This window comes from Streptomyces sp. NPDC086077, from assembly GCF_040686175.1.
GTDB lineage: Bacteria > Actinomycetota > Actinomycetes > Streptomycetales > Streptomycetaceae > Streptomyces.
In genome coordinates, this window is sequence record NZ_JBFBJT010000103.1 from 1 (window position 1) to 26,007 (window position 26,007).

Here is a 26,007-nt window from a genome sequence, read left to right on the forward strand (position 1 = left end):
GCCCGCCGTCGTCCCCCTCCGACGCGGCAGCCGCCCGGAACGTTTGGTCAGCGCGTCGTCCGGAACGTGCGGCGGTACGCCTGCGGTGAGACGCCGATCGCGGCGTGCAGGTGCTGGCGCAGGGACGCGCCGGTGGCGAAGCCGACCTGGCCGGCGATGCTGTCGACGGGGAGGTCGCTGGACTCCAGGAGGTTCCGGGCACGCGCGACGCGCTGCTGGATGAGCCAGCGGCCCGGGCTGACACCCACCTCGTCGTGGAAGCGGCGGGCGAAGGTGCGCAGGCTCATCCGGGCGTGGCCGGCGAGGTCGGACAGGGTCAGCGGTTCGCCGAGGCGTTCGAGGGCCCAGACGCGGGTGGTGGCCGTGCTCGTGGCACCGGTGTCGGGCACCGGCCGCTCGATGTACTGGGCCTGGCCGCCCTCCCGGAACGGCGGCACGACACAGCGCCGTGCGACGGCGTTGGCGAGACGGCTGCCGTGGTCCTTGCGCACGAGGTGGAGGCAGACGTCGACACCGGAGGCGGCTCCGGCGGAGGTCAGGACGGGGTCGTCATCGACGAAGAGGACGTCGGGGTCGAGCTCGACGTGCGGGAACATCCGCCGGAACAGGTCGGCGAGGTGCCAGTGCGTGGTGGCCCTGCGGCCGTCGAGCAGGCCGGCGGCGGCCAGCACGAAGGCGCCGGTGCAGATCGAGACGATGCGGGTGCCGGGCCGGATCCGGGCGAGCGCGGCCCGCACCTCGTCGGGCACCTGGTCGGTCAGGAACTCCTGCCCGACCGGGGGAATCACCACCGTGTCCGCCGCGGCCAGGGCATCGGGACCCCGCTCGACGGTGATCGAGAAGTCGGCGTTGGTGCGTACCGGCCCACCGTCCGCGCTGCACGTCCGGACGTCGTACCGGCCGTCCGCCGCGCCGAAGATCCGGCTGGGGATGCCCAGTTCGAAGGGGTACACGCCGTCGAGGGCCAGCACCACGACCCGTTCCACACGCTGCATGGCACGATCTTATCGAAGGTTGGCAATCGTGCCATTTTCCGAGCGGGCGGGCCCGGGCAGGCTGGGTCACCATGAGCGATGTGGACACCATGCGAGTCATCACCCAGGACGTCCTCGGCGGCCCCGAGGTCCTCCGGCAGACAGAGGTGCCGCGGCCGGCCCCGCGGCCGAACGAGGTGCTGGTCCGGGTACGGGCCGCCGGCGTCAACCCGACCGACTGGAAGCACCGCGCCACCGGCGGTTTCCTCGGCGAACCGCCCTTCACCCTCGGCTGGGACGTCTCGGGCGTCGTCGAGGCGACCGGTGTCGGCGTGGCCCTCCACCAGCCGGGCGACGAGGTCTTCGGCATGCTGCCCTACCCCTTCGGCCACGGCTCGCACGCCGAGTACGTGATCGCACCGGCCCGTGCCCTCGTCCCGAAGCCCGCGGGGCTCGACCACACGCAGGCGGGCGCGCTGCCGCTGGTCTCGCTGACCGCGTGGCAGGCGCTGGTGGAGCGGGCGGACCTGCGGCCCGGCCAGCGGGTGCTGATCCACGCCGCGGCGGGCGGCGTCGGGCATGTGGCCGTGCAGATCGCCAAGGCCCGGGGCGCGTACGTGATCGGCACGGCGAGCGCGGGCAAGCACGACTTCCTGCGCGAGATCGGCGTGGACGAGCCGGTCGACTACCGGACGACCGACTTCGTGGAGGCCGTCCACGACGTCGACGTGGTGCTCGACACCATCGGCGGCGACCACTCCGTGCGCTCGCTGCGCGTGCTGCGCCCGGGCGGCCTCGTGGTGTCGATCCTGCCGGTCGGGTCGGACGACTTCTTCGAGGAGGCCGGGCGGCTCGGCGTACGGGCGATCCGGATGCTGGTGGACGCCGACCAGCACGGCATGAAGGCGATCGCGGAGCTGGTCGAGGACGGGCGGCTGCGGCCGGCGATCGCGGGGACCTTCCCGCTGGCCGAGGCCGCCAAGGCGCACGAGATCGGCGACACCGGCCGGACCACGGGAAAGCTGGTGCTGCTGGGCGACTGACCCGAGCGCGCGACGACCGACGGCCCGCCAGGCTCTCACCAGGATCTGGCGGGCCCTCTCGTAACACTTCGTTCAAGTAGCGAAGAAACTCAGCCGTGTTTCGAAGACATATGTCAATCGAACATGCTGCAATGCTTTCCATCGAGGGTAACTTGCAGGGCAGGGCCCGCAGTTGCGGGTCCACCGGCACCGGTGGGAGGTGAGGTCGACGTGGAGCGGAACACCGCGCCGCTCACCCGTCATCTGCGGGTCCACCGGGAACACGGGCACACCGTCCTGGAGTTCCGCGGCGAGATCGACATCGCGGCGGCGGCGGAGATCCTCCCCCACCTCGACGACCTGACCGCGCGGCCCGGCGCCCGGATCGTGATCGACCTCGGCCCGGTCGAGTTCTTCGACTGCTCCGGGCTGCGCCTGCTGCACCGGGCGCACAGCCGGGTGCTCGCCCACGACGGGCAGTTGCACCTGGTGTGCGACCACCCCATGACCCTGCGCGTGCTGCGGGTCACCGGGCTGCACCGCCTGCTGCCGCCGCTGCCCACGCTGGACGCGGCCCTCCGGCGGCCCGGGACGCCCACGGTCTGACGCCGGGCCGCCGGCGCGCTCCCCGTCTCCCCCACCGCACCCGCATCGGTCGTACATGGGTCGACCAACCGGACTGGCGGCGCATTTGGCGGGCATGGGGGAGAGCAGGAAGGAGGACCGTCGCCCATGACGACTTCGATGAAGCGCATGCCCGGTTGGGCGAAGGCACTGAGCGCCGTCGTAGTGGTGCTCGTCGTGCTGTTCGCCGGGATCCGGCTGAGTGTGCTGCCGGGCCTGAAGGACCTGTTCGGCACGGAGACCCACGACCGCTCGGGGCCGGCCCTGCTCAAGTCGATCCAGGACATGAGCCGTTACGACGCCGCCTCCGGCAACTTCCAGGTCGTCGTGGACCTGGAGAAGGACACCAAGTACCTGCCCGACGCCCTGCGCGGCACCCGCACCCTGTACATCGGGGCGGGCACCGTCGACGCCTACGTCGACCTCGGCAAGGTCGGCGAGGACGACGTGACGGTCGACGAGGACCGTACGTCCGCCACGCTGCGGCTGCCGCACGCGGCACTCGGCAGGCCGGCACTCGACCCCGACCGCTCCTACGCCGTCTCCAAGCAACGCGGTCTGTTCGACCGGCTCGGCGACCTGTTCTCGGACAACCCCAACGGCGAACAGGCCGTGCAGCAGCTCGCGGTGCGCCACATCCGTGACGCGGCCGAGGAGAGCGAACTCACCAGGCGCGCCGAGAGCAACACGACCGGCATGCTCAAAGGCCTGCTGGGCTCGCTCGGTTTCAAGGAGGTCGAGGTCACCTACGGAACCTGATCAGGGCCCAAGGACTCCGGGCAGGGCGAGGGCGCCGAGCAGGGTGGCACCCACCAGCAGCCAGGCCACGTAGTCCCCGACGTGCCCGGACTGCAGGCGCCGCAACGGCAGCGCCCAGTCCGGGGCGGCGAGCAGCTTCGGCCGGGTCACGGCCACCGCGGCCAGCCCCACGGCGAGCCCCGTCGAGAGCAGGCCCAGCACGACGCCGAGCGGCGTCCAGTGCACGGGCACGACGGCGCCGCCGGAGCCCGCCTCGTTCACCACGTGCGCCACCGCCTCGGCGAAGCCGGGGACCGCCCCGGCGGCGAGCGCGCCCGCGAGCAGCGACGCCGGGACGGCGGTCATGGGCCCAGGAAGACCCGCCCGGCCACCCGCAGGACCGCGGCCGCCGTCAGCGCCGAGGCGACGACGTACAGCCCGGCGAGCGCGCCGCCCGTCGCCTCCTCCGCGACCGACTTGCCGAGCGACCCGGCGAACGGCGGCAGCCCGGCGAGGGCCAGCGTCTGGCCTTGCGGACGGTGAGCAGCAGCAACAGCGGGGTGACGGCGGAACCGACGGCCAGTTGCGACAGGCCGACGTCGGGGGCCTGGAGGGCGGTGAACAGCACGGCGGGCACCACACCGAGGACAGCCAGCACCAGCGCCTGGCGCACCGGGTCACGGACCGCGACGGCGAGGGTGGCGCAGCCGGCCACGAGCAGCAGCGCCACGACGACGACGGGGTCAGCCACCGCGCACCCCCCGGATGCCGCCGGTCAGCGCACGGGTGGCGACCACGTTCCCGCCGACCAGCAGCGCCCCGACAACCAGGAGCTTGACCGTCGCCCGGCCGGGAGCGGTCACCGCACACAGCGCCGGCACGACGGCCGCGCCGAGAGCCGCCGTCGCCCAGGTGGGCCACCAGCCGCGCGGCGGGTGCTCGGCCAGTTCGTCGGCGACGAGCCGGGCGAACACGAGCGTGCCGACCGGGCCGAGCAAGGCGAGGGCCAGCGCCACATCGACGGAGGCCGGACGCCCGTAGGCCCGGGAGAGCATGGGGGGCCACCTCCGCGGGCTCTTCAGGTCACTCGGCGTCATCAAAGCACCGGCCCCGCAGATGGGTGGGACGGCGCGCGGGTCCCGCGGGCGGTGTGCCCCTGCGGGACAAAGGGAAACCGGTACCGCATCTCTGCGGGGTCCGGGGGTAATCGCGTTGTTGGCCAAGGCAAGTTGAACTCTGGAGGACCGAGTGGCCCGTTCAGCATTGCTGTCCCGCGTTCTGACGCGCCCGCGACTCGCCAAGCGGTCCGCCGCCGCGCCTGCCGCCGGGCGGACCGCCGAACCATCCGCCGCCAAGCGGTTCACCAGGGCTCTTGCCAAGCGGCCCGCCGAGCCGTCCGCCAAGCGGTCCGCGCCGGCAGCCGCGAAGCGGCCCGCGAAGACAACCGCCAAGCGGTCCGGGAAGACCTCCGCCGAGCGCTCCGCCAAGGGGGATCCGAAGCCGCGGCGCCCGCTGCTCGCGGTGATCGGCCGGGCGATGGCGATGACATGTGCCTTCGCCTTCATGGTCGCCTTCGCCGTCGTGCTGGCCAAGCTGACCCTGCAACCCTCCCCGGCGTCGGAGGCGCTGACGCACACCAACCTGCGTCCCGGCGACTCCCTGCAGGCCTATCTGGACCAGCCGCAACTGCGGGACGCGGTGAAGCAGATCGGCGGCAACCTGCTGCTCGGGGTGCCCTTCGGGGTGCTGGTGCCGGTGCTCGCGCCGCGGGCCCGGGGGATCGTCCGGGTGCTGCTGCTCACCGCGGTCGTGATGCTGGCGGTGGAGCTGGTGCAGGGGGCGATGATCACGGGCCGCGCCTTCGACATCGACGACGTCATCCTCAACACGACGGGCGCGCTGGCCGGGTACCTGCTGGTGGGGCGCCGCCTCGGGCGGGCGGTGCACGCGCGGCGCTGACGGTCTCAAGTCCTGGTCTGGGCCAAGGTATTGACGCGTTCTTACCTCATCTCTTAAATCAAGGGGAATCCTTCACCCCCCACCTCAGTCGGCGCTCCCGTGCGCGGGGCGCCGCCGGAAGGGAAGGCCGTGGCTTCCCCACGACTGTTCCGCAGATGCCTGCTCGGCGCGCTGTCCGCCGTACTGGTCGCCTCCGCTGCCGTCGCCGCGCCCGCCGCCCAGGCGGAACCGGCCGGCGTCCAGGCGGTGACGTTCTCCGACACCTTCGACGGTCCCGCCGGTGCGGGGGTCAACTCCTCCAGGTGGCAGATCGAGACCGGCGACAACGTCAACAACCACGAGCGGCAGTACTACACGGCCGGCACCAACAACGCCGCGCTCGACGGCCAGGGCCATCTGGTGATCACCGCCAAACGTGAGAACCCGGCGAACTACCAGTGCTGGTACGGGCGTTGCGAGTACACCTCGGCCCGGCTCAACACCGCCGGGAAGTTCACCGCGCAGTACGGGCACGTCGAGGCCCGGATGAAGCTCCCGCGCGGGCAGGGCATGTGGCCGGCGTTCTGGATGCTCGGCACCCCGGTCAACTGGCCGGACTCGGGCGAGATCGACATCATGGAGAACGTCGGTTTCGAGCCCTCGACCGTGCACGGCACGATCCACGGCCCCGGCTATTCCGGTTCGGGCGGCATAGGCGCGGCGTACTCCCTGCCGAACGGGCAGGCCTTCGCGGACGGCTTCCACACCTTCGCCGTCGACTGGGCGCCCGACTCCATCACCTGGTCCGTGGACGGCAACGTGTACCAGCGCCGCACCCCCGCCGACCTGGGCGGGCGGTCCTGGGTGTTCAACAAGCCGTTCTTCCTGATCCTCAACCTCGCGGTCGGCGGCTACTGGCCGGGCGACCCGAACGGCTCCACGGTCTTCCCGCAGCAGCTGGTGGTGGACCACGTGACGGTGTCCACGAGCGACTCCCCGACGGGCGGCGGAATCCGGGGCCTGGCCGGAAAGTGCGTGGACGTCGCCGGGGCGAGCTCCGCCAACGGCACCCCTGTACAGCTCTACGACTGCAACGGCACCGCCGCCCAGACGTGGTCGGTGGGCGGCGACGGCACGATCCGTGCCCTCGGCAAGTGCCTGGACGTCGCGAGCGGCGGCACTGCGGACGGCTCGCTCGTCCAGCTGTGGGACTGCAACGGCTCCGCCGCCCAGAGATGGGTCGTCACCGCGGCACGCGACATCGTCAATCCGCAGGCCGACAAGTGCCTCGACGTCAGCGGCAACAACTCGGCCAACGGCACCCGGCTGCAGATCTGGACCTGCACCGGCGCGGCAAACCAGAAGTGGACCGTCGGCTGAGGCGGGCACTGCGAACCCCGCGCCGACGGCATGATCCGCAGGGCAGGCCCTAGCGCGGGGTCCAGTGGAACTTGTCGCCGCCGACCCAGCGGACCACGTCCGGGTCGTCCAGGTCGTGGACCGTGATACCGAAGGCGGCGGCAGTCTCCAGGACGTCGGTGACGGCCCGCGCCGCACCGACCACTTCACCGTCGATCTGCACGATGCGAAACGGTGGACTGCCGGGTTGGACGCCGAGCACCATGATCCGCGGGTGGGAGATGTAGGGGCTCGCGATTTCGGTCATGACATAGAGCGTAGAGCGGATCCGGCCATCGCGACCGTTGTGCGGTGGCCGGCCGGTGGCGGCCCTCGTGGGGCTGGGGAACGCTGGAGGGTGACCCGGAGGAGGTGGCGATGGATCCCGTCGAGGCACTGGGCCGGATCGCCTTCCTGCTGGAGCGGTCGCTGGCGCCGACGTACCGCGTGCGCGCCTTCCGCACCGCCGCCCGCGTGGTGACCGAGCTGCCCGAGGAACAACTGCGGGCGCGGGTGACGGCGGGGTCGCTGGAGTCCCTCAAGGGCATCGGCCCGAAGACCGCGCAGGTGGTGCGGGAGGCGCTGGCCGGGCAGGTGCCGGGGTATCTGGCGCAGCTGGAGGACGAGGCCGGGCGGGCTCGGCCCGTGCAGGGCGGTGAGACCTTGCTGGCGCGGCTGCGCGGGGACTGCCATGTGCACTCCGACTGGTCGGACGGCGGCAGCCCGATCGACGAGATGGGCCGGACCGCCGCGGCGCTCGGCCACGAGTGGACCGCGCTGACCGACCACTCCCCCAGACTGACCGTGGCGCGCGGGCTGTCGGCCGAGCGGCTGCGCGAGCAGCTGGACGTGGTGGCCGCCCTCAACGAGACCTGGGCGCCGTTCCGCCTGCTCACCGGCATCGAGTGCGACATCCTGGACGACGGCTCGCTCGACCAGGACCCGGAGTTGCTCGCGCGACTGGACGTCGTGGTGGTGTCCGTGCACTCCAAGCTGCGCATGGACGCGCGCGCCATGACCCGGCGCATGGTGCGGGCCGTCCGCGATCCGCACGCCGACGTCCTCGGGCACTGCACCGGGCGGCTGGTGACCGGGCGGGGGCGGCCGGAGTCGGAGTTCGACGCGGACGAGGTGTTCGCCGCGTGCGCCGAGTCCGGCACGGCGGTGGAGATCAACAGCCGCCCCGAACGGCTCGACCCACCCCGCCGGCTGCTGCGCCGGGCAGTGGCGGCCGGCGTGCTCTTCTCGATCGACACCGACGCGCACGCGCCGGGGCAGCTGGACTGGCAGATCATGGGCTGCTCCCGGGCCGAGGAGTGCGGCGTACCGGCGGAGCGCGTCGTGACCACCTGGTCGGCCGGTGAACTGCTCGCCTGGACGCGGGAGAGACGGGTGCCGGCCGGGGTGGGATGAGGCCGCGCCCTTTGCTCACCGGGCCGCGTCCCCGCTCACCGGGCGGCTCACTGCTTATCGGGCCGCGCGCGTGGTACTCGGGCGGCCCGACAGGGACCGACGACCAGGACCGACGCGTGCCGACGCACGCCGGTGAGGAAGGGAGCGGACAGACCACCATGGACCGCGCCGCCGTGTTCGACGTCGACGGGACGCTCGTCGACACCAATCACCTGCATGTCGTGACCTGGTGGGAGGCCTTCCGGCAGGCGGGTCATCGGATCCCGACGCACGCCATCCACCGGGCGGTGGGCCTGGGTTCCTCGGACCTGATCGCGCATCTGCTCGGCGACGACCGGCACAGGGGCCAGGACGAGGAGCTGAGCACCGCCCACAAGGTCCTCTACGGGCAGTACTTCGACCGGCTGCCCGCGCTGGCCGACGCCGGCCGGCTGCTGCGCCGGCTGCACCGGGACGGCTGGGCCGTGGTGCTCGCGACCTCGGCGGGCGGCGCGGAACTGACCGCGCTGCGCCACGCGATCGACGCCGACGAAGCGATCACCGCGACGGCGAGCGCGGACGACGTGGCGGAGGGCAAGCCCGCGCCGGAGCCGGTCGAGCAGGCGCTGGAACTCGCCGGTGTGCCCGCCGAGCGGGCGGTGTTCATCGGCGACACCGTGTGGGACATGCGGGCCGGTAGCCGGGCCGGGGTGCGGTGCGTGGGCGTGCTGTGCGGCGGGATTCCGCGGGCCGACCTGGAGGAGGCCGGGGCTGACGCCGTCTACGACGATCCCGCGCATCTGCTCGCCTCTCTTCCGGAGCTGAGCGGCGGGACGCCCAGGTGACGGAGGTCACGCCCATCGTGGGCGGCGTGGTGGAACACCGGGGAGCGGTTGCCCGTTGAACCACACGTGGGTGCGGATGGGACAGTGTCCCCGGGCCTCACCTTCTGCCCACAGGGACGATCGTTCGGCTGAAGCCCTGTGGAGCCTTTCGCCGAGAGGCGACCGCCATCCGTGCCCGCCCACAGACCGCCCCGACCGGAATCCCCCGTCCGGTCGGGGCTTTCTCTTTTCCCTCTCGCGCCCTCCGGGGCGCGTGCGGGCCGCCGCGGCCGGGTACTCGGAGCGCTCCACCGCAGGGGCATGCCCGAGAGGAGAGCGACGTGAGCATCGAAGCGGGCAGCAGGATCGTGGTCACGGGCGCCACCGGCAACGTGGGTACCAGCGTGGTGCGTCTCCTGTCCGAGGATCCGCAGGTCGGCTCGGTACGGGGCCTGGCGCGCCGGCTTCCCGCGTGGGCGCCGCCGAAGACGGACTGGGCGGCGGTCGACGTGGCCTCGGAACAGGCCGATCTCGTCAAGGAGTTCCTCGGCGCCGATGCCGTGATCCATCTGGCCTGGGCCTTCCAGCCGACGCACGATCCCGCGCGCACCTGGCGCACCAACGTGCTGGGCAGCATCCGGGTGTTCGACGCGGCCGCCTCCGCGGGCGTGCCCACCCTCGTCCACGCCTCCTCGGTGGGCGCGTACTCGCCGGGGCCCAAGGACCACGCCGTGGACGAGTCCTGGCCGACGCACGGCTGGCCGGACGCCGCGTACTGCCGGGAGAAGGCCTATCTGGAACGCACCCTGGACACCTTCGAGCGTGACCACCCCGGGGTGCGGGTGGTGCGGATGCGGCCCGCGTTCCTGTTCAAGCGGGAGTCGGCGAGCGAGCAGCGGCGGATCTTCGCCGGCAAGTTCCTGCCGGGGCCACTGGCGCGTCCCGAGCTGCTGCCGTTCCTGCCGGACATCCCGGGACTGCGGGTGCAGGCGCTGCACACCGACGACGCGGCGAGGGCGTACCAGCAGGCGGTGGGCTCGGACGTGCGGGGCGCCTTCAACCTCGCGGCCGACCCGCCGGTCGACGCCGCGCTCCTGGCCGAGCTGCTGGGCAGCCGCCCGGTACGGCTGCCCCGGACCGCGGCCCGCTCGGCGATCGCAGCCGCGTGGGGGCTGCATCTGCTGCCCGCCTCCCCGCACCTCTTCGACGCCGTCCTGCGGCTGCCGCTGATGGACTGCACACGCGCCCGCACGGAACTGGGCTGGCGGCCGACGCGCACGGCGCCCGAGGTGATCGAGGAGTTCCTGCACGGGCTCCAGGAGGGTGCGGGGGCGCGCACGGAGCCGATGCGGGGGCGGAAGGTGGGCTGAAACACCCCGGCGCGCCCTGCGGCCCGCCCCTGAAGGGACCGCCGCCCCGGCTCCGTCAGTCCGGTGACTCGTCCGGCGCCGGGTGTTCGGGATGGACCGTGGCGGACCGCGGCGCCCGCCTGCCCGTGCCCGCCTCGTCCGTGTCGGGCGCGTCGGCGCCCTCGTCCTCCTCGCCGCCCGCGGCGGCGCCCTCGGCGTCCTCGTCGGCGCGGTCCTTCTCGGCCGAGGACACCTCCAGGGGGTCCTCCTCGTCCGTCACTGCCTGCTGGTCGGGCAGGTCACGCGGTACGGGGACGGGGCCACGGCCCGGCTCCTGATGTCGGTGGTCGGTCACGACGTACTCCCTTCGGGGGTCCGGAGCACCCGCGAGTACCTCCGGGAACGGCCGGCGAAACCGCACGTCGTGCACGTCGCGCGGTCAGTGCGGCGCCCGCTCCTCCAGAACCGCGCGCCAGGCCGGCGGCGGCCCCTCGGGCACGGGCTCGGGGCGGCGGCCCCCGCGGGCGAAGAAGTCGGCCAACGGCAGGACCGCCGCGCCGACGGTGACCGCGTCGGGCCCGAGCCGGCCCAGCTCAATGGTGACCTTCTCGGCGGGATACCGCAGGGCGTACGCCACCGCGTGACGGCGTACGGCGGGCAGGAACCCGGCGCCGAGCTGGAGGCCCGCCCAGCCGCCGATCAGGATCCGCTCCGGCTGGAACAGGTTGATCAGGTCGGACAGCCCGGCGCCGAGGTATTCGGCGGTCTCCTCCAGCACGGCCAGCGCCACGGGGTCGGCGGCGCCCTCGGACGGGTACGCGGCGGCCAGCATCGCGGTGAGCGCGGTCTCCTCGTCGGTGCCCTCGGGCGGCTGCCCGCCCTCCTCGCGCCAGCGTTCGAGGAGCGACTCGGCGCCCGCGTAGGCCTCCAGGCAGCCGAGCGCACCGCAGCGGCAGCGGCGCCCCCTGACGCGTACCGTCAGATGACCCCACTCGACGGGCCGTCCGTGGTCCACGTCGTGGGTGACGAGGCACGCGCCGACACCGGAGCCGAACAGGACGACGACGGCGTTGTGGGCGCCGCGTCCGCCGCCGAACCACATCTCGGCCTGGCCGAGCGTCTTGGCGCCGTTGTCGATGAAGTACGCGGCGCTCTCGGGCAGGCGGGAGGTGGAGCGGAGCAGCGCCTCCAGCGGGACCGTGTCCCAGCCGATCGTCTGGCCGTGCACGACGGCACCCCGGTCCGGAGTGCGTTCGACGATGCCGGGGACGCCGATCCCCACGCCGAGCAGCTGCTCGGGAGGCACGTCGGCGGCGGCGAGCACCTCCGTGATGCCGTCGCGGATGTGGCCGACGATCACCTCGACGTCGTACCGCTGGTGCTCCAGCGGCCGTTCGGCACGGGCCAGTTCGGTGAGGGCGAGGTCGAACAGCTCGATGCGCACCCGGGTCTCGCCGACGTCGACGCCGATCATGTGGCCACTGCCCGGCGCCACCCGCAGCAGCGTGCGCGGGCGGCCGCCGTCGGAGTCGACGCTGCCGGCCTCCTCGACAAGGCCGTCGGCGACCAGGTCGGCGACGACGTTGCTGACCGATCCCGAGCTCAGGCCGGTCGCCGGGCCCAGCTCGAAACGGCTGAGCGGTCCGTCGAAGTACAGCCGTTGCAGCACTGCCGTCCGGTTGGCTCGCCTGAGGTCACGCACCGTGCGCCCGTTCCGCCCCGCCATGTGGCTCCTTCCGAACCCTGCCCGACCGGCGACACCACCGGCCGGGCCACCCAGGGGATATTACTCCAACCCTTAATTCAGGGTATGAGCTAAGCAGGGCGGAACTCGTTGACCGAGGCCGGCCGGTCACCCTGCGGCGCACACGTCCTCGACGTGACGCCCGTCCGCGACCAGCCCGTCGAGCCACTCGGCGGCCGCCTCGGCGCCGGCGCCCGGTACAGCGTACGGAACGCGTCCGCACGCCGGGGCGAACGGAGCGAGGCCCCGCTCCCGCGGCGATCACCCCGACCGGCGTGGTGGCGTCGGCACGGAACGCCTCCCGACGGGGCTGCACACGCGCGTGCACCGTGTCGCCGGGCCCGGACGGCGGCCAGGTACCCCGAACCGGTACCTGATACGCCCTTGCCCGAGCGGGCGGGGCCCGCAACAGCGAGCCCGCGCACCCCGGCCCCTGAGGGCGGCCAGGGCCGTCCGCTCCGGCGGGCACGGGTTGGTTGGCGGCGGACAGCAGGGCGAGCCGGTCGCCGCCGGGCCGGTCACGCAACTCCACAGCGAGAATAACCACTGGCTCCACGGCACTTGTCTATCTAACATAGGCGGAAACCTAGGGCCACTAGGTTCCTGCGGCCTCGGCGGCCGCGCCCGGCGAAGCCCCAGGAGGCACTCCCATGAAGCCGCTCACCGAGCAGGACATCCGCGACTCCTTCATCAACTGCACCAAAGGAGAGGCCAAGCGGCTGACCGTGCCCCGTGACCTCGCCGACCGGCCCTGGGACGATCTGGACTTCCTGGGCTGGCGGGATCCCGGGGCGCCCGACCGCAGCTACCTCGTGGCCGAACGGGACGGGCGGCTCACCGGCGTCACCCTGCGCTTCCCGCCCCCTCAGCGCGGCTATCTGCACCGCAGCCTGTGCTCCCTCTGCCTGACCGGCCACCCGCGGGGCGGCGTCGCCCTGATGACGGCCCGCAAGGCGGGCGCGGCGGGCCGCGAGGGCAACTCCGCCGGCGTCTACATGTGCGCCGACCTCGCCTGCTCCCTCTACGTCCGCGGCAAGAAGATCTCGGAGTCCGGGGCGCGCTTCGAGGAGAGCCTGACGCAGCAGGAGCAGATCGCCCGTATGACGGGCAACCTGTTCGCCTTCCTGGACAAGCTGACCGCCTGAGGCGGCGGCATCCTAGCCGCTCGATACCGGCGATACGTTCGGTGCCGCAGGTGACGGGGAACAGGCCAAGGGATGCGAGTTGAACGAGACTGGTCGGCGTACCGCGCGCGCCTGAGGAAATGGCAGCGGGATCCCGTGGCCGTCCAGACCATGCGGTCGACGGTCGCGGCGACCGTGGCGTACGTGATCGCGCTGCGCCTGAGCCCCGAGGCCGCACCCCTCACCGCACCGCTGACGGCCCTGCTGGTCGTCCAGGTGACCTTGTACGCCACGCTCACCAACGGCGTCCGCCGGGTGAACTCCGTGGTGGCCGGCGTCCTCGTCGCGATCGCCTTCAGCCTGCTGGTGGGCCTGACCTGGTGGAGCCTCGCGCTGGTGATCCTGGCGGCGCTGGCCGTCGGGCATCTCGTCCGGGTCCACGAGTACGTGCCCGAGGTGGCGATCAGCGCGATGCTGGTGCTCGGTGTCACCACCGTCGGGGACACCGCCTGGGCGCGGATCGTGGAGACGCTGATCGGCGCGGTCGTCGGCCTGTCCTGCAATCTCCTGCTCGCGCCGCCGGTGTGGGTGGGCGAGGCAGGCGCGTCGATCGAGGGGCTGGCCCGCCGCATGCGGCAGCTGATGCTGCGGGTCGGCGAGGAGGCCGGCGGCCGCACCCCCGTCGAGTACGCGGCGGAGCGCCTGCACGAGGCACGCCGGCTCGACCATGACATCGTGCAGGTCGACGCGGCGCTGCGGCAGGCCGAGGACAGTCTGCGGTTCAATCCGCGGGTGCGCGAGGGGCTGCTGAACCGGGTGGTGCTGCGCACGGGTCTGGACACCCTGGAGATCTGCACCGTGGTGCTGCGGGTCCTGGCGCGCAGCCTCACGGACCTGGCGAAGGCGCGGGACCCGGAGACCCTCTTCGAGGGCGAGACCGGATCCGTGGTGGAGAAGTTGCTGTCCGAGATCGGCGACGCGGTCGTGAGCTTCGCGGTGCTGGTCACCACCAGCGTCAGCGCGAGCGCCGAGTCGGCCGAGGACCGGCTGGCCGCCGAGCTCCAGACGGCCGCGGCCACCCGCGACAAGCTGGCCCAGATGCTGCTGGAGGAGGTGCGGCGGGACAGCCACGAGTGGCAGCTGTACGGTGCCGTCCTCACCGAGGTCAACCGCATCCTCGACGAACTCGACACCGAGCACCGCTCGCGCCGGCTGCTGGAGGAGCTGGACCGCCACACCCGGGAGCAGCGCGAGCGCATGCCGCGGCTGACCCGGCTGCGCGAGCGCCTGGGCGTGCAGGAACGGCTGTGGCGGGACCGCACCGGGGCGGGCGGACGTTCTTCGTGAGGGAGCCTTGGGACCGTGCGGTTCATCCGTACGCCGCGCCTGCCGGAGACCGGGACGCACGTCTTGCCGTACCTGCCCGTACGCCTGTTGCGTGATGCGCAACGCCTGTTGCCATTCTTGCACTTGGCAGGTGATCCGCGCGAAGGTGGCCGTCACGCCCGGGACCACCGACGAGTCCTGGTGCGGGCGACGAGCTGAGGTGCGGAGATGAGCGAGGACGCGCGGGCGGGCGGCGGCTGGAGCAGGCGGCGCTTCGTCGGGGCCGTCGCGGGGGCGGCGCTGCCGGCCTCGGCCGCCTGCGGGACACCGCCCGCCACCAGGACCCCCGAGGCTCCCGCCGAGCGCGGCTCACCGACCGCCGCGGGCAGGCCCTCGGGCCCCCGCCCGCTCTACGTCGGCACCTACACCTCCGTCGAGGGCGGCGGCACGGGCATCGGCCTGGCGACCTACGACCCGGCGACGGGCCGCATCACCGGGACCGGCACGCTCACCGGCGTGGCCGACCCGTCGTACCTCGCGGTGCACCCGGACGGCCGCACGCTGTACGCGGTGAACGAGCGGGAGGACGGTGCCGTGACCGCCGTGCGGCCGGCCGACCGCAGGATCCTCGGCAGCCGCGGCACGGGAGGCGCGGCCCCCTGTCATCTGTCCGTGCATCCGAGCGGACGCTGGCTGTTCAGCGCCAACTACACCTCCGGCAGCGTCGCCGTGCACCCGATCGAGTCGTCGGGCGCACTGGGCGAGCGCACCGACCTGGTCACGCACTCCACTCCGGCGCCGGGGCCCGGTCAGGACGGCCCGCACGCCCACCAGGTCGTCACGAGCCCGGACGGCCGTCACGTCCTCGCCGTCGACCTCGGCACCGACACCGTCCACAGCTACCGCCTGGATCAGCGAAAGGGCACGCTGCGCGAGGTCGGGCAGGCGCACACCCGGCCGGGAGCGGGTCCGCGACACCTCACCTTCCACCCCGGCGGCCGGTACGCCTACCTGGCCAACGAGGTCGACGACACGGTCGCCGTCTGCGCCTACGACCCGGCGACAGGGCGCCTGACGATCGGCGAGCCCCAGCCCACCGGGACCGGCGAGGGCACCAACCACCCGGCGCAAATCCTGGTGACCGCCGACGGCGCGTACGCGTTCCTGGCCAACCGGGGCCACAACAGTCTGGCCCGTTACGCGGTGGAGGGCGACGGTGCCCGGCTGCGGCTGCTCGGCACGGTCGCGGTCGCGGGCGACTTCCCCCGGCAGATCGCCTTCTCGCCGGACGGGCGGCTGCTGTTCGCGGCGAACCAGCGGTCCGGCAGTGTCAGCGTCTTCCACGTGGACGGCGCGAACGGCGGCCTGCGGCTCGCCGGTGAGCCGTTCGCCTCACCCGTCGCCGTCTGTGCGCTGCCGCTGTAGCGGGCGGGGGCAGGAGGCCGCGCTCGCCTGCGCGAGCAGCACATGCATGCGTTCGGTGAGCTGCGCGACCCCGTCGGCGGGCATGTCGAAGGGCAGCCGTACGTCGCCGTGGGCGCGGCGGCGCTCGATGCGCAGCGTCAGTCCGTGCCGGTCGACGGCGAGCGGCTGGACGCGCACCACGCCGTGCAGGCTGCCCGGCTCGACCAGCCGGGTGAGCCTCTCGACCGCGTCGGGGTGGGCCTCGGCCAGGTGCGTCAGCAGCCGGGCCTCGGCGCCGGCCAGCGGGTCAGGCACGGCGGCGGCGAACTCGTCGAGGTCGATCGCCACGGCACCGTACGGCTGGCGCAGCACCACCCGGGTGGCCTCGAAGGCGAGGTGGCCCTCCTCGATGGTGAACCAGCCGGCCAGCCAGAGCCGGGCGCGGATGCGGTTGCGCATCGGGACGGGTGCGACGTCGGCGAACTCCAGGACGGCCGACGGCTCACCCCGGGGGGCGCAGACGGTGGCCGCGAGCAGGGCGCTGTCCTCCGGCACGTGCAGGACGATCCGGCCGTCCTCCTCCACGGTGTGCGCGCCGACGAGCTCCTCATGCACGCCCTCCGCGGTCACCGCGCACGACCACGAGCCGGCGAGCACCGACCGGGCCCGTTCCGCCGCGGCGGGCGCGGCTGCCCAGGCTTGGCTGTCACCCATCCCAGTTCCTCCTTATTAGGTAAGGCTTCCCTAACCTACCGAGGATCCAGGCGCACGCCAACCAGCGGGTGCCACCGGTTTTCCTGTGCTTCAGTGAAGGGGCGTCCAGTGCGCGGGCCGTGACACGGACCGCGGCAGCTGGGTACCCGCCGAACCCCGGGCCGCGTTGACCTGAGGCTGCGTCAGGAAGAACGCCCCGGTCAGGTCGGCGTCCGTGAGGTCGGCGTCGCGCAGGTCCACGCCGATCATGTCGGCACCGCGCAGATCCGCGCCGGTCAGGTCGGCGGCGATGAGACAGGCGCCGCGCAGGTTCGCGCCACGCAAATCGGCGCCTTCGAGCCGGGCCCCCATCAGGTCCGCGCCCCGGCGGTCCTTCTTCCGGCCTCGGGTCCCGGCCCGGACCAGCTCGCTGGTCTTCAGCAGCAGGACGTCGACCTGCTGCCGATGGGCGCCCACGTCCAGCGCGGCGAGTTCCCGCGCGGTCTGCCGGGCCAGCCGCTCGGTGTCGTCCAGGGCGCCGCGCAGATCGGCGTGGATCGGACGGGCCGCGGGCAGGGCGAGCGCCTCGGTGAGATACCGGAGCATCTCGTGCAGCTGCCGTACGACGGAAAACACCTCGGCCATCAGCCGGGCGTGCTCCCGGGAGGCGGTACGCCAGTCCTGCCCGGCGAAGGTGACCTGCGAGACACGCTGCCCGGCGCCGAAGCAGTCGTAGACCGTGCAGCCGGTGAAGCCCTTCTGCCGCAGCTCGGCGTGGATGCCGCAGCGATGGTCGCCCCGCAGGTTGGGGCAGGGCTTCCCGGCGTCCTTGTCGAACGCGAAGTCGGCCGAGGCGGTGAAGGGCAGCGCCACGCAGCACAGGCCGAAGCAGTTCGCGCAGTCTCCGCGCAGGTCGGTGAGGTCGCCGGGATGATCGTGCATACCAACAGCCTAATGACCGGCCAGGCGACGCCGTTCTCGCCTAGCGGGTGAACAGCTCGAACGCCACCGCCGGCCGCCCTCCGAACCGCTCCCCCGTCTTCTCGGCGTATCCGGTCAGGAAGTCCCGCACGTAGGTCTCCGGGTCCTCCTCCGTCAGCACCTCGATGTACGTCCGGTGTTCCAGCAGGGAGTGCACCGCGCGCTCCAGGCCGGGCGTGGCGTCCACGGCGTGGGTCGGGCTGCTGGAGCCGGCGACCGCGACCCAGCGGACGCCGTTCCACGGCTCCAGGCCCTGTGCGACCAGCTCCGGGAAGATCCACCGGTTGCCCGCGTCGCCCGCCGCGTCGAGCGTGGCCCGGCCCACGGCGACATGGTCAGGGGTGTTCCAGGCGACGCCACCCCAGGTGTCCCGGTGGTTGAGGGTGATCACCAGCTCGGGCCGGTGTCGGCGGATGGCGGCGGCGATGTCCCGGCGCAGGGTGGTGCCGTACTCGATGACACCGTCGCGGTGGTCGAGGAACTCCACCTCCGTCACCCCGACGACCGCCGCGCTCGCCCGCTGCTCCCGCTCCCGCAGCGGGCCGCACTGCCCGGGCTCCAGCGTGTCGATGCCCGCCTCGCCGCGGGTGGCCAGGACGTACGTCACCTCACGGCCGGCGTCGGTCCAGGCGGCGATCGCCGCCGAGCAGCCGTATTCGAGGTCGTCCGGGTGCGCCACGACTGCCAGGGCGCGCTGCCAGTCGTCGGGCATGGGCTGGAGCTGAGGGAGCGTCGGCTCGGTCATGCCCGCAGACTAGCCCGTGGTCAGGGCCGGTTGACCTCAGACCTCGTCACGCGCCAGCGCCAGCAGCCGGTCCAGGACCCGGGGCCCGCCGGCCCGCACTCCGTCGTGCTCGAACTCGTCGGTCACCCAGGTGCGCAGACCGCGGACGGCGCGGGCGGTCTCCAGCGAGTGGGCCGTGTCGACGTACATGTCGTCGTGGTAGACAGCGGCCGCGACCGGCACCTCGTTGGCGGCGAGGCGCGCGGGGTCGTACAGGGGCCGCCAGCCGGTGTGGGCGGCGAGGAGTTCGGCGGTCTCGCGCAGCGGGCGCAGCGCCGGGTCGCATTCGAACATCCAGGGGTGGATCGTTTCTCCGGTGAAGAGCAGCGGTCCGTCGCCCGCGAGCGCCTTGGCGGCGTCGAACTGCGGGAAGTCCGCGCGGACCCGTTCGGCCGACCACGCGGTCGGGCGGTGGTCCTGGCCGTAGCAGGCCTCGTGGACGAGCGCGTACAGCGGGTGCCCGGCGTACGAGAGCAGACCCTGTACCTCGTCCTGGAACGCGTCGGAGAGGACCGAACCCTGCGGGGTGCGGACGAAGGCGTGCTCCAGGAGGTAGTGCAGGCGGTGGCTTCCCTCGCTGCCGCCGAGGACGATGCCGAGGGACTGGAATGCCTCGACGGTGAGCCGGTAGCCGTTGGGCAGGACCACGTCGTGGGTCAGCAGGTGGTCGGCGATCCGGCGGGCCCGCTCGACGTCCTGCGGGTAGCGGGCGTAGTGGGCGGCGACCTTGCGCTCGATGCGCGGGTAGGCGGCGCGGTAGACGTCGTCGGCGTGCGCGTCCAGGGAGGGCAGGCCGCCGGTGATGACGGCGGTGGCCAGGCCCTCGGGGGCGGTCGACAGGTAGTGCACGGTGCAGAAGCCGCCGAAGCTCTGGCCGAGCACGGTCCAGGGCGCGCCGCCGGTGACCTCGCGCCGGACGGCCTCGCAGTCGCGGACGATCGCGTCGGCGCGGAAGTGCGTGAGGTAGTCGGCCTGTTCGGCGGGGCCGCCGCGCAGCGGGAGCGTCTGGCGGCCGGCGGGCGTGGAGTGGCCGGTGCCGCGCTGGTCGAGGAGGAGGACGCGATACTCCTTCAGGGCCCGGCCGAGCCAGGCCTGCTTCCCGACGAAACGATTCGCCCCGAAGCCCGGGCCGCCCTGGAGGTAGAGCAGCCACGGCAGGTCCTGCCCCGCCTTGTCGCTCGCGACGACCTCACGGGCGTAGAGCTCGACGGTCTCCCCGGCCGGGTCGTCGTGGTCGAGGGGCACGGTGAAGTGGCGGTCGGTGAGGACGACGCCGGGCTGGCGGTAGCTGGCGCTCAACAGGGCTCCCGGTGTGACGGCAGGACGACGGTGCGGACCGCGTCCCAGTTCAGCACATCGCCGGCCGGCCGCCACCGCCGGGGATCATGAAGGGCCGCTGACTGCCGGTGCAGTGGCTGGATCGCGGTGGTGCCGAACGCCCGGTCGGCGCGGTCGTCAGCGGCCCGGCAGGCTGGAGCGGCGGACCACCAGCTCCGGCTGGAGCACGACCCGGCGGTGTTCGTGCCGGAGCGTGCCGTTCCGCGTCCCGGTCTCCGCCTCCGCCTCCGTCTCCTCCAGCAGGAGTTCGGCGGCCAGCGCGCCCATCGTGACGGCGGGCTGGCGTACGGATGTGAGGGGTACGGCGGCCGCGGCGGCGAACTCGATGTCGTCGTAGCCGACGAGGGCGAGGTCGTCGGGGACGCTCACGCCGGCCGCGTACAACGCCTGGAGGACGCCGAGCGCGAGCAGGTCGTTGGCGCAGAAGACGGCACTGGGGCGGTCCGCGAGGCCGAGCAGCCGGGCGCCGGCGTCGCGGCCGGCGGCGACGTCGAGCCGCTCGGTGGGCAGCTCGCGCAGCGCCTCGGGACCGAGGCCCGCCTCGGCCAGGGCGTTCAGGGCGCCGGTGCGGCGGTCGCGCACCTGGGTGAGGCCGGGCGGTCCGCTGACGTACGCGACGGAGCGGTGCCCGGCGTCCACCAGATGGCGTACGGCCAGGGCGCCACCCGCCACGTCGTCCACGGAGACGGAACACTCGGTGGCGCCCTCCGCGACCCGGTCGACGAGGACGAAGGGGATGTTGTGGCGGCGGAAACCCTCGATGTTGCGGCCGGTCGCGTCGGCCGGGGTGAGCAGGACGCCGCGCACCCGCTGCTCGGCGAAGAGCGAGAGGTAGTCGGCCTCCTCCGAGACGTCCTGGGCGCTGTTGCAGACCATCACGCCGAGGCCCGCCTCGCGGGCGGCGCGCTCGGCGCCGCGGGCCACGTCGACGAAGAAGGGATTGCCCATGTCCAGGACGAGCAGCCCCATGATCCGGCTGCGGCCCGCGCGCAACTGGCGCGCGGACTCGCTGCGGACGTAGCCCAGCCGGTCGATGGCGGACTGCACGCGCGCCCGGGTCTCGATGGCAACCGACTCCGGCCGGTTGATGACGTTCGAGACCGTGCCCACGGACACGCCGGCCGCTCGGGCGACGTCCTTGATACCCACCGACTGGGCCATCGGGCAGCGACCTCCAGGAGAACAAGGGGCGACGGGAAGGCCTTCACACTACCCTCACGCCGCTCGGGGACAGCAGCGGTGATCCGGGCAGCCGGAGGCCGATGACGTGCGGCGCGAGGGGGCGCTGCACGTACTCGCGCAGGAGCCGCTCGGTGCACCGGCACCACCGGCACCACCGGCGGCTCGGGCTCAGGCGAGGTGGAAGACCTCGGTCAGGGGCTTCATCGCTTCGTCGGGCCGGGCGCCGTCCGGCGACTCGAAGAACGGCGCCATCTCCGTCTGCCAGCGGACGTTGACCTCGGTGGCCTCCATCGCGGCCCGGGCGGCGGCGAAGTCCTCGGTCTCCAGGTAACCGACCAGCAGGCCGTCCTCGCGCAGGAAGAGCGAGTAGTTGTGCCAGCCGGTGGCCGAGAGCGCGTCGCGCATCTCCGGCCACACGGCCGCGTGCCGCTCGCGGTACTCGTCGAGGCGGTCCGCCCGGACCTTCAGCAGAAAACACACACGTTGCATCAACGGCCCCCGGGCGTTCAGAAGTCGTACCGGTCGATGTTGGCGGCGTCGAACACGGTCGGCTTGCCGAGGCTGATCACGCCGTCCGCGCCGATCGTGTACTCGCCCATGTCGCCGGCCGTGAAGGTCTCGCCCTCCTTGCCGGTGATCTGGCCCGACACCAGCGCGACGGAGGTACGGGCGGCCAGTTCGCCGAGCTTCGCCGGGTCCCACAGCTCGAACGCCTCGACGGTGCCGTTCTTGACGTACTTGCGCATGTCGTTGGGGGTGCCGAGGCCGGTCAGCTTGACCTTGCCCTTGTACTTGGAGCCGGAGAGGTACTGGGCGGCGGCCTTGATGCCGACCGTGGTCGGGGAGATGATCCCCTTCAGGTTCGGGTACTCCTGGAGCAGGCCCTGGGTCTGCTGGAAGGAAGCCTGCGCGTCGTCGTTGCCGTATGCGATCTTGACCAGCTTCATGTCCTTGTACCTGGGATCCTCGAGCTCGTCCTTCATGAACTCGATCCAGGTGTTCTGGTTGGTCGCGGTCTGCGCGGCGGACAGGATCGCGATCTCGCCCTTGTAGCCGATCTGCTCGGCGAGCAACTGCACCTCGGTGCGGCCGAGGTCCTCGGCGGACGCCTGCGAGACGAAGGCGTTGCGGCACTCGGGCTTGGTGTCGGAGTCGTACGTCACGACCTTGATGTCGTTGCTCATGGCCTGCTTGAGCGCGGTGCACAGGGCGCCCGGGTCCTGCGCGGAGACGGCCATGGCATCGACCTGCTGCTGGGTGAGGGTGTTGACGTAGGAGACCTGGCCGGAGGTGTCGGTGGCGCTGGACGGGCCGACCTCCTTGTAGCTGGAGCCGAGTTCCTTCAGAGCCGCCTCGCCGCCCTTGTCGGCGCTGGTGAAGTAGGGGTTGTTGACCTGCTTTGGCAGGAAGCCGACGGTCAGGCCCTTCTTGAGCTCGGCGTTCGGGTCCGCCTTGCCGGCCGCGGCGGCGGAGCCGCCCTCCTCGGCCACGTCCTTCTTGGTGGTCCCGCCGCAGGCGGTGAGGGCGAGCGTGAGGGAGGTGGCGGCGGCGAGGGCCGCGCAGGTACGGCGGAGGGATGTCTTACGCATGACGGGTCCTTTGCGACGAAGGTGGGTTGGGCGCCCCGTCAGGGGCGCGGGGAACTGCGCGAGCGACCCCGTACGGCCCGCGGCTCGCCACGGCCTAGCCGGTGGAACGTGCCGCCCTCACGGCGGCGATCTGGCGTGCGACCCGTGGGCCGAGCACGGAGAGGACCAGCAGCACGCCGGTCACGACGATCTGCGACTGCGCGGACACGTCCTGAAGGCTCATCACGTTCTGCAGGGCGCCCAGCAGGAGCACCCCGGCGATGGCGCCACCCAACGTGCCCTTGCCTCCGTCGAAGTCGATCCCGCCGAGCAACACGGCCGCCACGACCGAGAGTTCGAGGCCGGTGGCGTTGTCGTAGCGGGCGCTGGCGTAGTGCAGTGCCCAGAACACACCGGTGAGCGAGGCCATCAGGCCCGTCACCGTGAACAGGACGAGCTTCTGCCGCTTGACCCTGATCCCGGCGAACCGCGCGGCCTCCGCGCTCGCGCCGATCGCGAACAGCGACCGCCCCAGCGGCGTGGCGTGCAGCGCGACCACCGCGATCGCCAGCAGTACGAGGAACGGCAGGAAGGCGTACGGGAGGAAGGTGTCACCGATCCGGCCGGCCGCGAAGTCCAGGTACGGGGAGGGGAAGTCGGTCACCGCGTCGGAGCCGAGGACGATCTGCGCGATGCCCCGGTACGCGGCGAGGGTGCCGATGGTGACGGCGAGCGACGGCAGCCCGAGCCGGGTGACGAGCAGGCCGTTGATCAGCCCGCACACCGCGCCGAGCAGCAGGCACAGCGGGATGATCGTCTCGATGGTCATGCCCTGGTTCCACAGGGCGCCCATGACCGCGCCGGACAGCCCGGCGGTGGAGGCGACGGACAGGTCGATCTCGCCGGCGACGACGAGCAGCGTCATCGGCAGCGCGATCAGCGCGATGGGCAGGGTGTTGCCGATGAGGAACGACAGGTTCAGCGCGTTCCCGAAGCCGTCGACGAAGCCGAACGACAGCAGCAGCACGACGATCAGCAGGGCGCCCACGACCGTGTCCCAGCGGACGGCGCGCGTCAAGGACTCAGGCATGGCGGGCGTTCCTCTTCTTCAGGGCGGACGCCACACGCAGGGCGACCACACGGTCCACGGCGATGGCGAGGATGAGCAGGATGCCGTTGATCGCGAGCACCCAGACCGAGCTGACGCCGAGCGCGGGGAGCACACTGTTGATCGAGGTGAGCAGCAGTGCGCCCAGGGCCGCGCCGTAGACGCTGCCGGAGCCGCCGGTGAAGACGACGCCGCCGACCACGACGGCGCTGACGACGGTGAGTTCGTAGCCGTTGCCGGTGCCGGAGTCGACGTTGCCGAACCGGGCCAGGTACATCGCGCCGGCCAGCCCGGCGAGCGCCCCGCAGAAGGTGTACGCCGCGAGGATCCGCTTCCTGACCGGGATGCCGGCGAGCCGGGCGGCCTCGGGACTGGAGCCGAGGGCGTACAGTTCCCGGCCGCTGCCGAAGTGCTTGAGGTAGTACGCCGTGGCCACCAGGACGGCGAGGGCGATCAGCGCGAGCCAGGGCACCGCCGAGATGCCGCCGGAGCCGAAGTCCACGAATCCACCGGGCAGGTCGGCGGCGGTGATCTGGCGGGAGCCGACCCAGATGGAGTCGATGCCGCGGATGATGTAGAGCGTGCCCAGGGTCACCACCAGGGCGGGCACCTGGCCCAGGCTGACCAGCAGGCCGTTGAGCAGTCCGAAGCCGATGCCCGTCAACACCGCCAGCAGCACGGCGAGCAGCGGGTTGCCGCCGCTCTGGAGGTAGGTGCCGGCGGCGAAGGCACTGATGCCGAGGGTGGAGCCGACGGACAGGTCGACGTTGCGGGTGATGACGACGAGCGACTGGCCGGTGGCGACCAGGACCAGGATCGTCGCGTTGAGCAGCAGGTCCTTGATGCCCTGCTCGGACAGGAACTCGCTGTTTCCCGCCTGGGTGACGGCGATCATCACCAGGAGGACGACCAGGATGGCGAGTTCGCGCATCTTGAAGACGCGGTCGACCAGGCGGGTGCCGCTCGACCGGGGCACCTCGGCGACGGGGGCCGGCTGCGGGGTGGTCACCGTCATGCTGTGCCCCTCCTGTTCGCTTCTGCGCCCGTGCGGCGGGCGGGTGCGGGCGTCGTGGTCGTGCGGGGCCCGGTCGCGGCGCGTACGTCGCTCACGCGGCCCTCCCGGTGGCCGCGGCCATCACCGTTTCCTCGGTGGCCTCCGAGCGGGGGATCTCGGCGGTGAGCCGGCCCTCGTGCATCACCAGCACGCGGTCGGCCATGCCGAGGATCTCGGGCAGGTCGGAGGAGATCATCAGCACGGCCACGCCGTCGGCCGCGAGCTGGGACAGCAGCCGGTGCACCTCCGCCTTGGTGCCGACGTCGATGCCGCGGGTCGGCTCGTCGACGATCAGCACCTTCGGCCGGGTCGCGAGCCATTTGGCGAGGACGACCTTCTGCTGGTTGCCGCCGGACAGTGTGGAGACGGCGTCGGCGATCCGGGCGTACTTGACCTGGAGCCTGACGGCCCAGTCGAGCGAGCGGCTGCGTTCTGCGCCCCGGTCCATCAGGCCTGCCCTGACGGTCGTCCGCAGCCCGGTCAGGCCGATGTTGCGCTCGATGGACATGCCCATCACCAGGCCCTGGGCGCGCCGGTCCTCGGGTACGAGGGCGAGCCCGGCGGCCATGGCGGTGGAGGGTGCGCCGTTCAGCAGCCTGCGCCCGTCCAGCTCGACCTCCCCGGCGTCGCGGCGGTCGATGCCGAAGACCGCCCGCGCCACCTCGGTGCGCCCTGCGCCGACGAGGCCCGCGAGTCCCACGATCTCGCCGCGCCGCACCTCGAAGGAGACGTCCGTGAAGACGCCCTCGCGGGTCAGCCGGCGGACGCTCAGGGCGACCTCGCCGGGGCGGACGTCCTGCTTGGGGTAGAGCTCGTCCAGGTCGCGGCCGACCATCCTGCGGACCAGGTCGTCCTCGGTCATGCCGTCGATGAGCTCCGAGGCGATCCAGGCGCCGTCGCGCAGGGTGGTCACCCGGCGGGAGATCCGGAAGATCTCCTCCAGGCGGTGCGAGATGAACAGGACGGCGGCGCCCTGCTCCTGGAGCGTGCGCACGACGCCGAAGAGGCGGGCCACCTCGCTGCCGGTGAGCGCGGCCGTCGGCTCGTCCATGACCAGGACGCGGGCGTCGAAGGAGAGCGCCTTGGCGATCTCGACGATCTGCTGGTCGGCGATCGACAGGCCGCGGGCCGGGCGGTCGGGGTCGAGTGCGACGCCGAGGCGTGTCATCAGCGCCAGCGTCGCGGCACGGGTGGCCTTGTGGTCGATGCGGCCGAGGGCGCGCCGGGGCCGGCGGCCCATGAAGATGTTCTCGGCGATCGACAGGTCGGGAAAGAGCGTGGGCTCCTGGTAGATCACGGCGATACCGGCGTCGCGGGCGTCGCCGGGGCCATGGAAGACGACGGGCTCGCCGTCCAGCAGCACCTGGCCGGCGTCCGGCCGGTGCACGCCGGCGAGCGTCTTGATGAGGGTCGACTTGCCCGCGCCGTTCTCACCGGCGAGA

General features: G+C 72.6%; 26 protein-coding genes and 2 pseudogenes. 11 read left to right on the top strand and 17 right to left on the bottom strand.

From position 1 onward, the window contains the following. Nucleotides 1–47 precede the first annotated feature (47 nt). Nucleotides 48–995 (bottom strand): helix-turn-helix domain-containing protein, encoded by a 948-nt coding sequence (locus AB0O67_RS25855; RefSeq protein WP_365454459.1) that lies wholly within the window; start codon nucleotides 993–995, stop codon nucleotides 48–50. A gap of 71 nt (nucleotides 996–1,066) precedes the next feature. Here AB0O67_RS25855 and AB0O67_RS25860 point away from each other — a divergent pair, with 71 nt between their 5' ends. The 3 genes from AB0O67_RS25860 to AB0O67_RS25870 all read left to right on the top strand — a co-directional run bounded on the left by AB0O67_RS25860 (nucleotide 1,067) and on the right by AB0O67_RS25870 (nucleotide 3,379). Beyond that, a complete protein-coding gene (locus AB0O67_RS25860; protein ID WP_365454462.1) occupies nucleotides 1,067–2,017 on the top strand; it encodes an NADP-dependent oxidoreductase in 951 nt (316 codons plus the stop codon). 210 nt (nucleotides 2,018–2,227) lie between these two features. After that, complete coding sequence (locus tag AB0O67_RS25865) at nucleotides 2,228–2,602, top strand: anti-sigma factor antagonist (RefSeq protein WP_365454465.1); 375 nt, start codon at nucleotides 2,228–2,230, stop codon at nucleotides 2,600–2,602. Between the two features lie 126 nt (nucleotides 2,603–2,728). Continuing rightward, entirely contained in the window at nucleotides 2,729–3,379 is a 651-nt protein-coding gene (locus AB0O67_RS25870) for a DUF4230 domain-containing protein (protein ID WP_365454468.1), read from the top strand. Here AB0O67_RS25870 and AB0O67_RS25875 read toward each other — a convergent pair. From AB0O67_RS25875 to AB0O67_RS25885, 3 genes and pseudogenes are all read right to left on the bottom strand, one after another. Then, a pseudogene (locus tag AB0O67_RS25875) lies at nucleotides 3,380–3,879 on the bottom strand (NADH-quinone oxidoreductase subunit D); the annotation flags it as partial. Then, the gene (locus AB0O67_RS25880; protein ID WP_365454471.1) at nucleotides 3,771–4,109 is read right to left on the bottom strand and encodes a hydrogenase subunit MbhD domain-containing protein; all 339 of its coding nucleotides are present in this window, start codon (nucleotides 4,107–4,109) and stop codon (nucleotides 3,771–3,773) included. The gene AB0O67_RS25880 and the pseudogene AB0O67_RS25875, both read right to left, overlap by 109 nt. Then, nucleotides 4,102–4,413: pseudogene (locus AB0O67_RS25885) on the bottom strand (MrpF/PhaF family protein); the annotation flags it as partial. The pseudogene AB0O67_RS25885 and the gene AB0O67_RS25880, both read right to left, overlap by 8 nt. A gap of 457 nt (nucleotides 4,414–4,870) precedes the next feature. On the opposite strand from AB0O67_RS25885, the gene AB0O67_RS25890 reads away from it, so the two are divergent. Then, nucleotides 4,871–5,317 carry a VanZ family protein gene (locus AB0O67_RS25890; protein WP_365454531.1) on the top strand — a complete coding sequence of 149 codons (447 nt, stop codon included), beginning with the start codon at nucleotides 4,871–4,873 and terminating at the stop codon, nucleotides 5,315–5,317. A gap of 129 nt (nucleotides 5,318–5,446) precedes the next feature. Then, entirely contained in the window at nucleotides 5,447–6,676 is a 1,230-nt protein-coding gene (locus AB0O67_RS25895) for a family 16 glycosylhydrolase (RefSeq protein WP_365454474.1), read from the top strand. Nucleotides 6,677–6,725: 49 nt separating this feature from the next. On the opposite strand, the gene AB0O67_RS25900 is transcribed toward AB0O67_RS25895, so the two are convergent. Then, on the bottom strand, nucleotides 6,726–6,962 hold the full coding sequence (locus tag AB0O67_RS25900; RefSeq protein WP_365454477.1) for a hypothetical protein: 237 nt from the start codon (nucleotides 6,960–6,962) through the stop codon (nucleotides 6,726–6,728). A gap of 110 nt (nucleotides 6,963–7,072) precedes the next feature. Between AB0O67_RS25900 and AB0O67_RS25905 the strand changes: the two genes are divergently transcribed. The 3 genes from AB0O67_RS25905 to AB0O67_RS25915 all read left to right on the top strand — a co-directional run bounded on the left by AB0O67_RS25905 (nucleotide 7,073) and on the right by AB0O67_RS25915 (nucleotide 10,280). After that, a complete protein-coding gene (locus AB0O67_RS25905; protein WP_365454480.1) occupies nucleotides 7,073–8,107 on the top strand; it encodes a PHP domain-containing protein in 1,035 nt (344 codons plus the stop codon). 158 nt (nucleotides 8,108–8,265) lie between these two features. Further along, a complete protein-coding gene (locus tag AB0O67_RS25910; protein ID WP_365454534.1) occupies nucleotides 8,266–8,931 on the top strand; it encodes an HAD family hydrolase in 666 nt (221 codons plus the stop codon). A 320-nt stretch (nucleotides 8,932–9,251) separates the two neighbouring features. Continuing rightward, complete coding sequence (locus AB0O67_RS25915) at nucleotides 9,252–10,280, top strand: SDR family oxidoreductase (RefSeq protein WP_365454483.1); 1,029 nt, start codon at nucleotides 9,252–9,254, stop codon at nucleotides 10,278–10,280. Between the two features lie 55 nt (nucleotides 10,281–10,335). On the opposite strand, the gene AB0O67_RS25920 is transcribed toward AB0O67_RS25915, so the two are convergent. Beyond that, a complete protein-coding gene (locus AB0O67_RS25920) occupies nucleotides 10,336–10,614 on the bottom strand; it encodes a hypothetical protein (RefSeq protein WP_365454486.1) in 279 nt (92 codons plus the stop codon). Nucleotides 10,615–10,698: 84 nt separating this feature from the next. After that, nucleotides 10,699–11,985: an ROK family transcriptional regulator gene (locus AB0O67_RS25925; protein ID WP_365454489.1), complete on the bottom strand. Its 1,287-nt coding sequence runs from the start codon at nucleotides 11,983–11,985 to the stop codon at nucleotides 10,699–10,701. Between the two features lie 668 nt (nucleotides 11,986–12,653). Between AB0O67_RS25925 and AB0O67_RS25930 the strand changes: the two genes are divergently transcribed. From AB0O67_RS25930 to AB0O67_RS25940, 3 genes are all read left to right on the top strand, one after another. After that, nucleotides 12,654–13,148: an FBP domain-containing protein gene (locus AB0O67_RS25930; RefSeq protein ID WP_365454492.1), complete on the top strand. Its 495-nt coding sequence runs from the start codon at nucleotides 12,654–12,656 to the stop codon at nucleotides 13,146–13,148. A gap of 72 nt (nucleotides 13,149–13,220) precedes the next feature. Then, complete coding sequence (locus tag AB0O67_RS25935) at nucleotides 13,221–14,474, top strand: aromatic acid exporter family protein (protein WP_365454495.1); 1,254 nt, start codon at nucleotides 13,221–13,223, stop codon at nucleotides 14,472–14,474. A 207-nt stretch (nucleotides 14,475–14,681) separates the two neighbouring features. Continuing rightward, nucleotides 14,682–15,878: a lactonase family protein gene (locus tag AB0O67_RS25940; protein WP_365454498.1), complete on the top strand. Its 1,197-nt coding sequence runs from the start codon at nucleotides 14,682–14,684 to the stop codon at nucleotides 15,876–15,878. Here the strand turns inward: AB0O67_RS25940 and AB0O67_RS25945 are convergent. From AB0O67_RS25945 to AB0O67_RS25990, 10 genes are all read right to left on the bottom strand, one after another. Beyond that, nucleotides 15,846–16,571 (bottom strand): DUF2470 domain-containing protein, encoded by a 726-nt coding sequence (locus AB0O67_RS25945; RefSeq protein WP_365454501.1) that lies wholly within the window; start codon nucleotides 16,569–16,571, stop codon nucleotides 15,846–15,848. The genes AB0O67_RS25940 and AB0O67_RS25945 overlap by 33 nt on opposite strands. A 90-nt stretch (nucleotides 16,572–16,661) precedes the next feature. Beyond that, a complete protein-coding gene (locus AB0O67_RS25950; protein WP_365454504.1) occupies nucleotides 16,662–17,492 on the bottom strand; it encodes a pentapeptide repeat-containing protein in 831 nt (276 codons plus the stop codon). 40 nt (nucleotides 17,493–17,532) lie between these two features. Next, on the bottom strand, nucleotides 17,533–18,276 hold the full coding sequence (locus AB0O67_RS25955) for a PIG-L deacetylase family protein (protein ID WP_365454507.1): 744 nt from the start codon (nucleotides 18,274–18,276) through the stop codon (nucleotides 17,533–17,535). A gap of 36 nt (nucleotides 18,277–18,312) precedes the next feature. Beyond that, nucleotides 18,313–19,614, bottom strand: coding sequence for an alpha/beta fold hydrolase (locus tag AB0O67_RS25960; RefSeq protein ID WP_365454510.1), 1,302 nt, complete (start codon nucleotides 19,612–19,614; stop codon nucleotides 18,313–18,315). A gap of 156 nt (nucleotides 19,615–19,770) precedes the next feature. Further along, a complete protein-coding gene (locus AB0O67_RS25965) occupies nucleotides 19,771–20,814 on the bottom strand; it encodes a LacI family DNA-binding transcriptional regulator (RefSeq protein ID WP_365454513.1) in 1,044 nt (347 codons plus the stop codon). Nucleotides 20,815–21,003: 189 nt separating this feature from the next. Beyond that, nucleotides 21,004–21,324: an L-rhamnose mutarotase gene (locus AB0O67_RS25970; RefSeq protein WP_365454516.1), complete on the bottom strand. Its 321-nt coding sequence runs from the start codon at nucleotides 21,322–21,324 to the stop codon at nucleotides 21,004–21,006. A 17-nt stretch (nucleotides 21,325–21,341) separates the two neighbouring features. Further along, entirely contained in the window at nucleotides 21,342–22,424 is a 1,083-nt protein-coding gene (gene rhaS / locus AB0O67_RS25975) for a rhamnose ABC transporter substrate-binding protein (protein ID WP_365454519.1), read from the bottom strand. A 94-nt stretch (nucleotides 22,425–22,518) separates the two neighbouring features. Next, nucleotides 22,519–23,493, bottom strand: coding sequence for an ABC transporter permease (locus AB0O67_RS25980; protein WP_365454522.1), 975 nt, complete (start codon nucleotides 23,491–23,493; stop codon nucleotides 22,519–22,521). Further along, entirely contained in the window at nucleotides 23,486–24,526 is a 1,041-nt protein-coding gene (locus tag AB0O67_RS25985; RefSeq protein WP_365454525.1) for an ABC transporter permease, read from the bottom strand. Before AB0O67_RS25985 ends, AB0O67_RS25980 begins: the two co-directional genes overlap by 8 nt. Before the next feature lie 91 nt (nucleotides 24,527–24,617). Further along, nucleotides 24,618–26,007, bottom strand: a 1,390-nt coding sequence (locus AB0O67_RS25990; protein ID WP_365454528.1) for a sugar ABC transporter ATP-binding protein, incomplete at its 5' end; no start/stop codon positions are given.

Excerpts from the sequence above, each read along its gene's own strand:
- AB0O67_RS25965 (WP_365454513.1), bottom strand. The coding sequence starts at position 20,814 with ATGGCCCAGTCGGTGGGTATCAAGGACGTCGCCCGAGCGGCCGGCGTG.
- AB0O67_RS25930 (WP_365454492.1), top strand. The coding sequence starts at position 12,654 with ATGAAGCCGCTCACCGAGCAGGACATCCGCGACTCCTTCATCAACTGC.
- AB0O67_RS25970 (WP_365454516.1), bottom strand. The coding sequence starts at position 21,324 with ATGCAACGTGTGTGTTTTCTGCTGAAGGTCCGGGCGGACCGCCTCGAC.
- AB0O67_RS25870 (WP_365454468.1), top strand. The coding sequence starts at position 2,729 with ATGACGACTTCGATGAAGCGCATGCCCGGTTGGGCGAAGGCACTGAGC.
- AB0O67_RS25900 (WP_365454477.1), bottom strand. The coding sequence starts at position 6,962 with ATGACCGAAATCGCGAGCCCCTACATCTCCCACCCGCGGATCATGGTG.
- AB0O67_RS25905 (WP_365454480.1), top strand. The coding sequence starts at position 7,073 with ATGGATCCCGTCGAGGCACTGGGCCGGATCGCCTTCCTGCTGGAGCGG.
- rhaS (WP_365454519.1), bottom strand. The coding sequence starts at position 22,424 with ATGCGTAAGACATCCCTCCGCCGTACCTGCGCGGCCCTCGCCGCCGCC.
- AB0O67_RS25940 (WP_365454498.1), top strand. The coding sequence starts at position 14,682 with ATGAGCGAGGACGCGCGGGCGGGCGGCGGCTGGAGCAGGCGGCGCTTC.
- AB0O67_RS25985 (WP_365454525.1), bottom strand. The coding sequence starts at position 24,526 with ATGACGGTGACCACCCCGCAGCCGGCCCCCGTCGCCGAGGTGCCCCGG.
- AB0O67_RS25910 (WP_365454534.1), top strand. The coding sequence starts at position 8,266 with ATGGACCGCGCCGCCGTGTTCGACGTCGACGGGACGCTCGTCGACACC.
- AB0O67_RS25955 (WP_365454507.1), bottom strand. The coding sequence starts at position 18,276 with ATGACCGAGCCGACGCTCCCTCAGCTCCAGCCCATGCCCGACGACTGG.
- AB0O67_RS25860 (WP_365454462.1), top strand. The coding sequence starts at position 1,067 with ATGAGCGATGTGGACACCATGCGAGTCATCACCCAGGACGTCCTCGGC.
- AB0O67_RS25935 (WP_365454495.1), top strand. The coding sequence starts at position 13,221 with ATGCGAGTTGAACGAGACTGGTCGGCGTACCGCGCGCGCCTGAGGAAA.
- AB0O67_RS25925 (WP_365454489.1), bottom strand. The coding sequence starts at position 11,985 with ATGGCGGGGCGGAACGGGCGCACGGTGCGTGACCTCAGGCGAGCCAAC.
- AB0O67_RS25950 (WP_365454504.1), bottom strand. The coding sequence starts at position 17,492 with ATGCACGATCATCCCGGCGACCTCACCGACCTGCGCGGAGACTGCGCG.
- AB0O67_RS25980 (WP_365454522.1), bottom strand. The coding sequence starts at position 23,493 with ATGCCTGAGTCCTTGACGCGCGCCGTCCGCTGGGACACGGTCGTGGGC.
- AB0O67_RS25945 (WP_365454501.1), bottom strand. The coding sequence starts at position 16,571 with ATGGGTGACAGCCAAGCCTGGGCAGCCGCGCCCGCCGCGGCGGAACGG.
- AB0O67_RS25855 (WP_365454459.1), bottom strand. The coding sequence starts at position 995 with ATGCAGCGTGTGGAACGGGTCGTGGTGCTGGCCCTCGACGGCGTGTAC.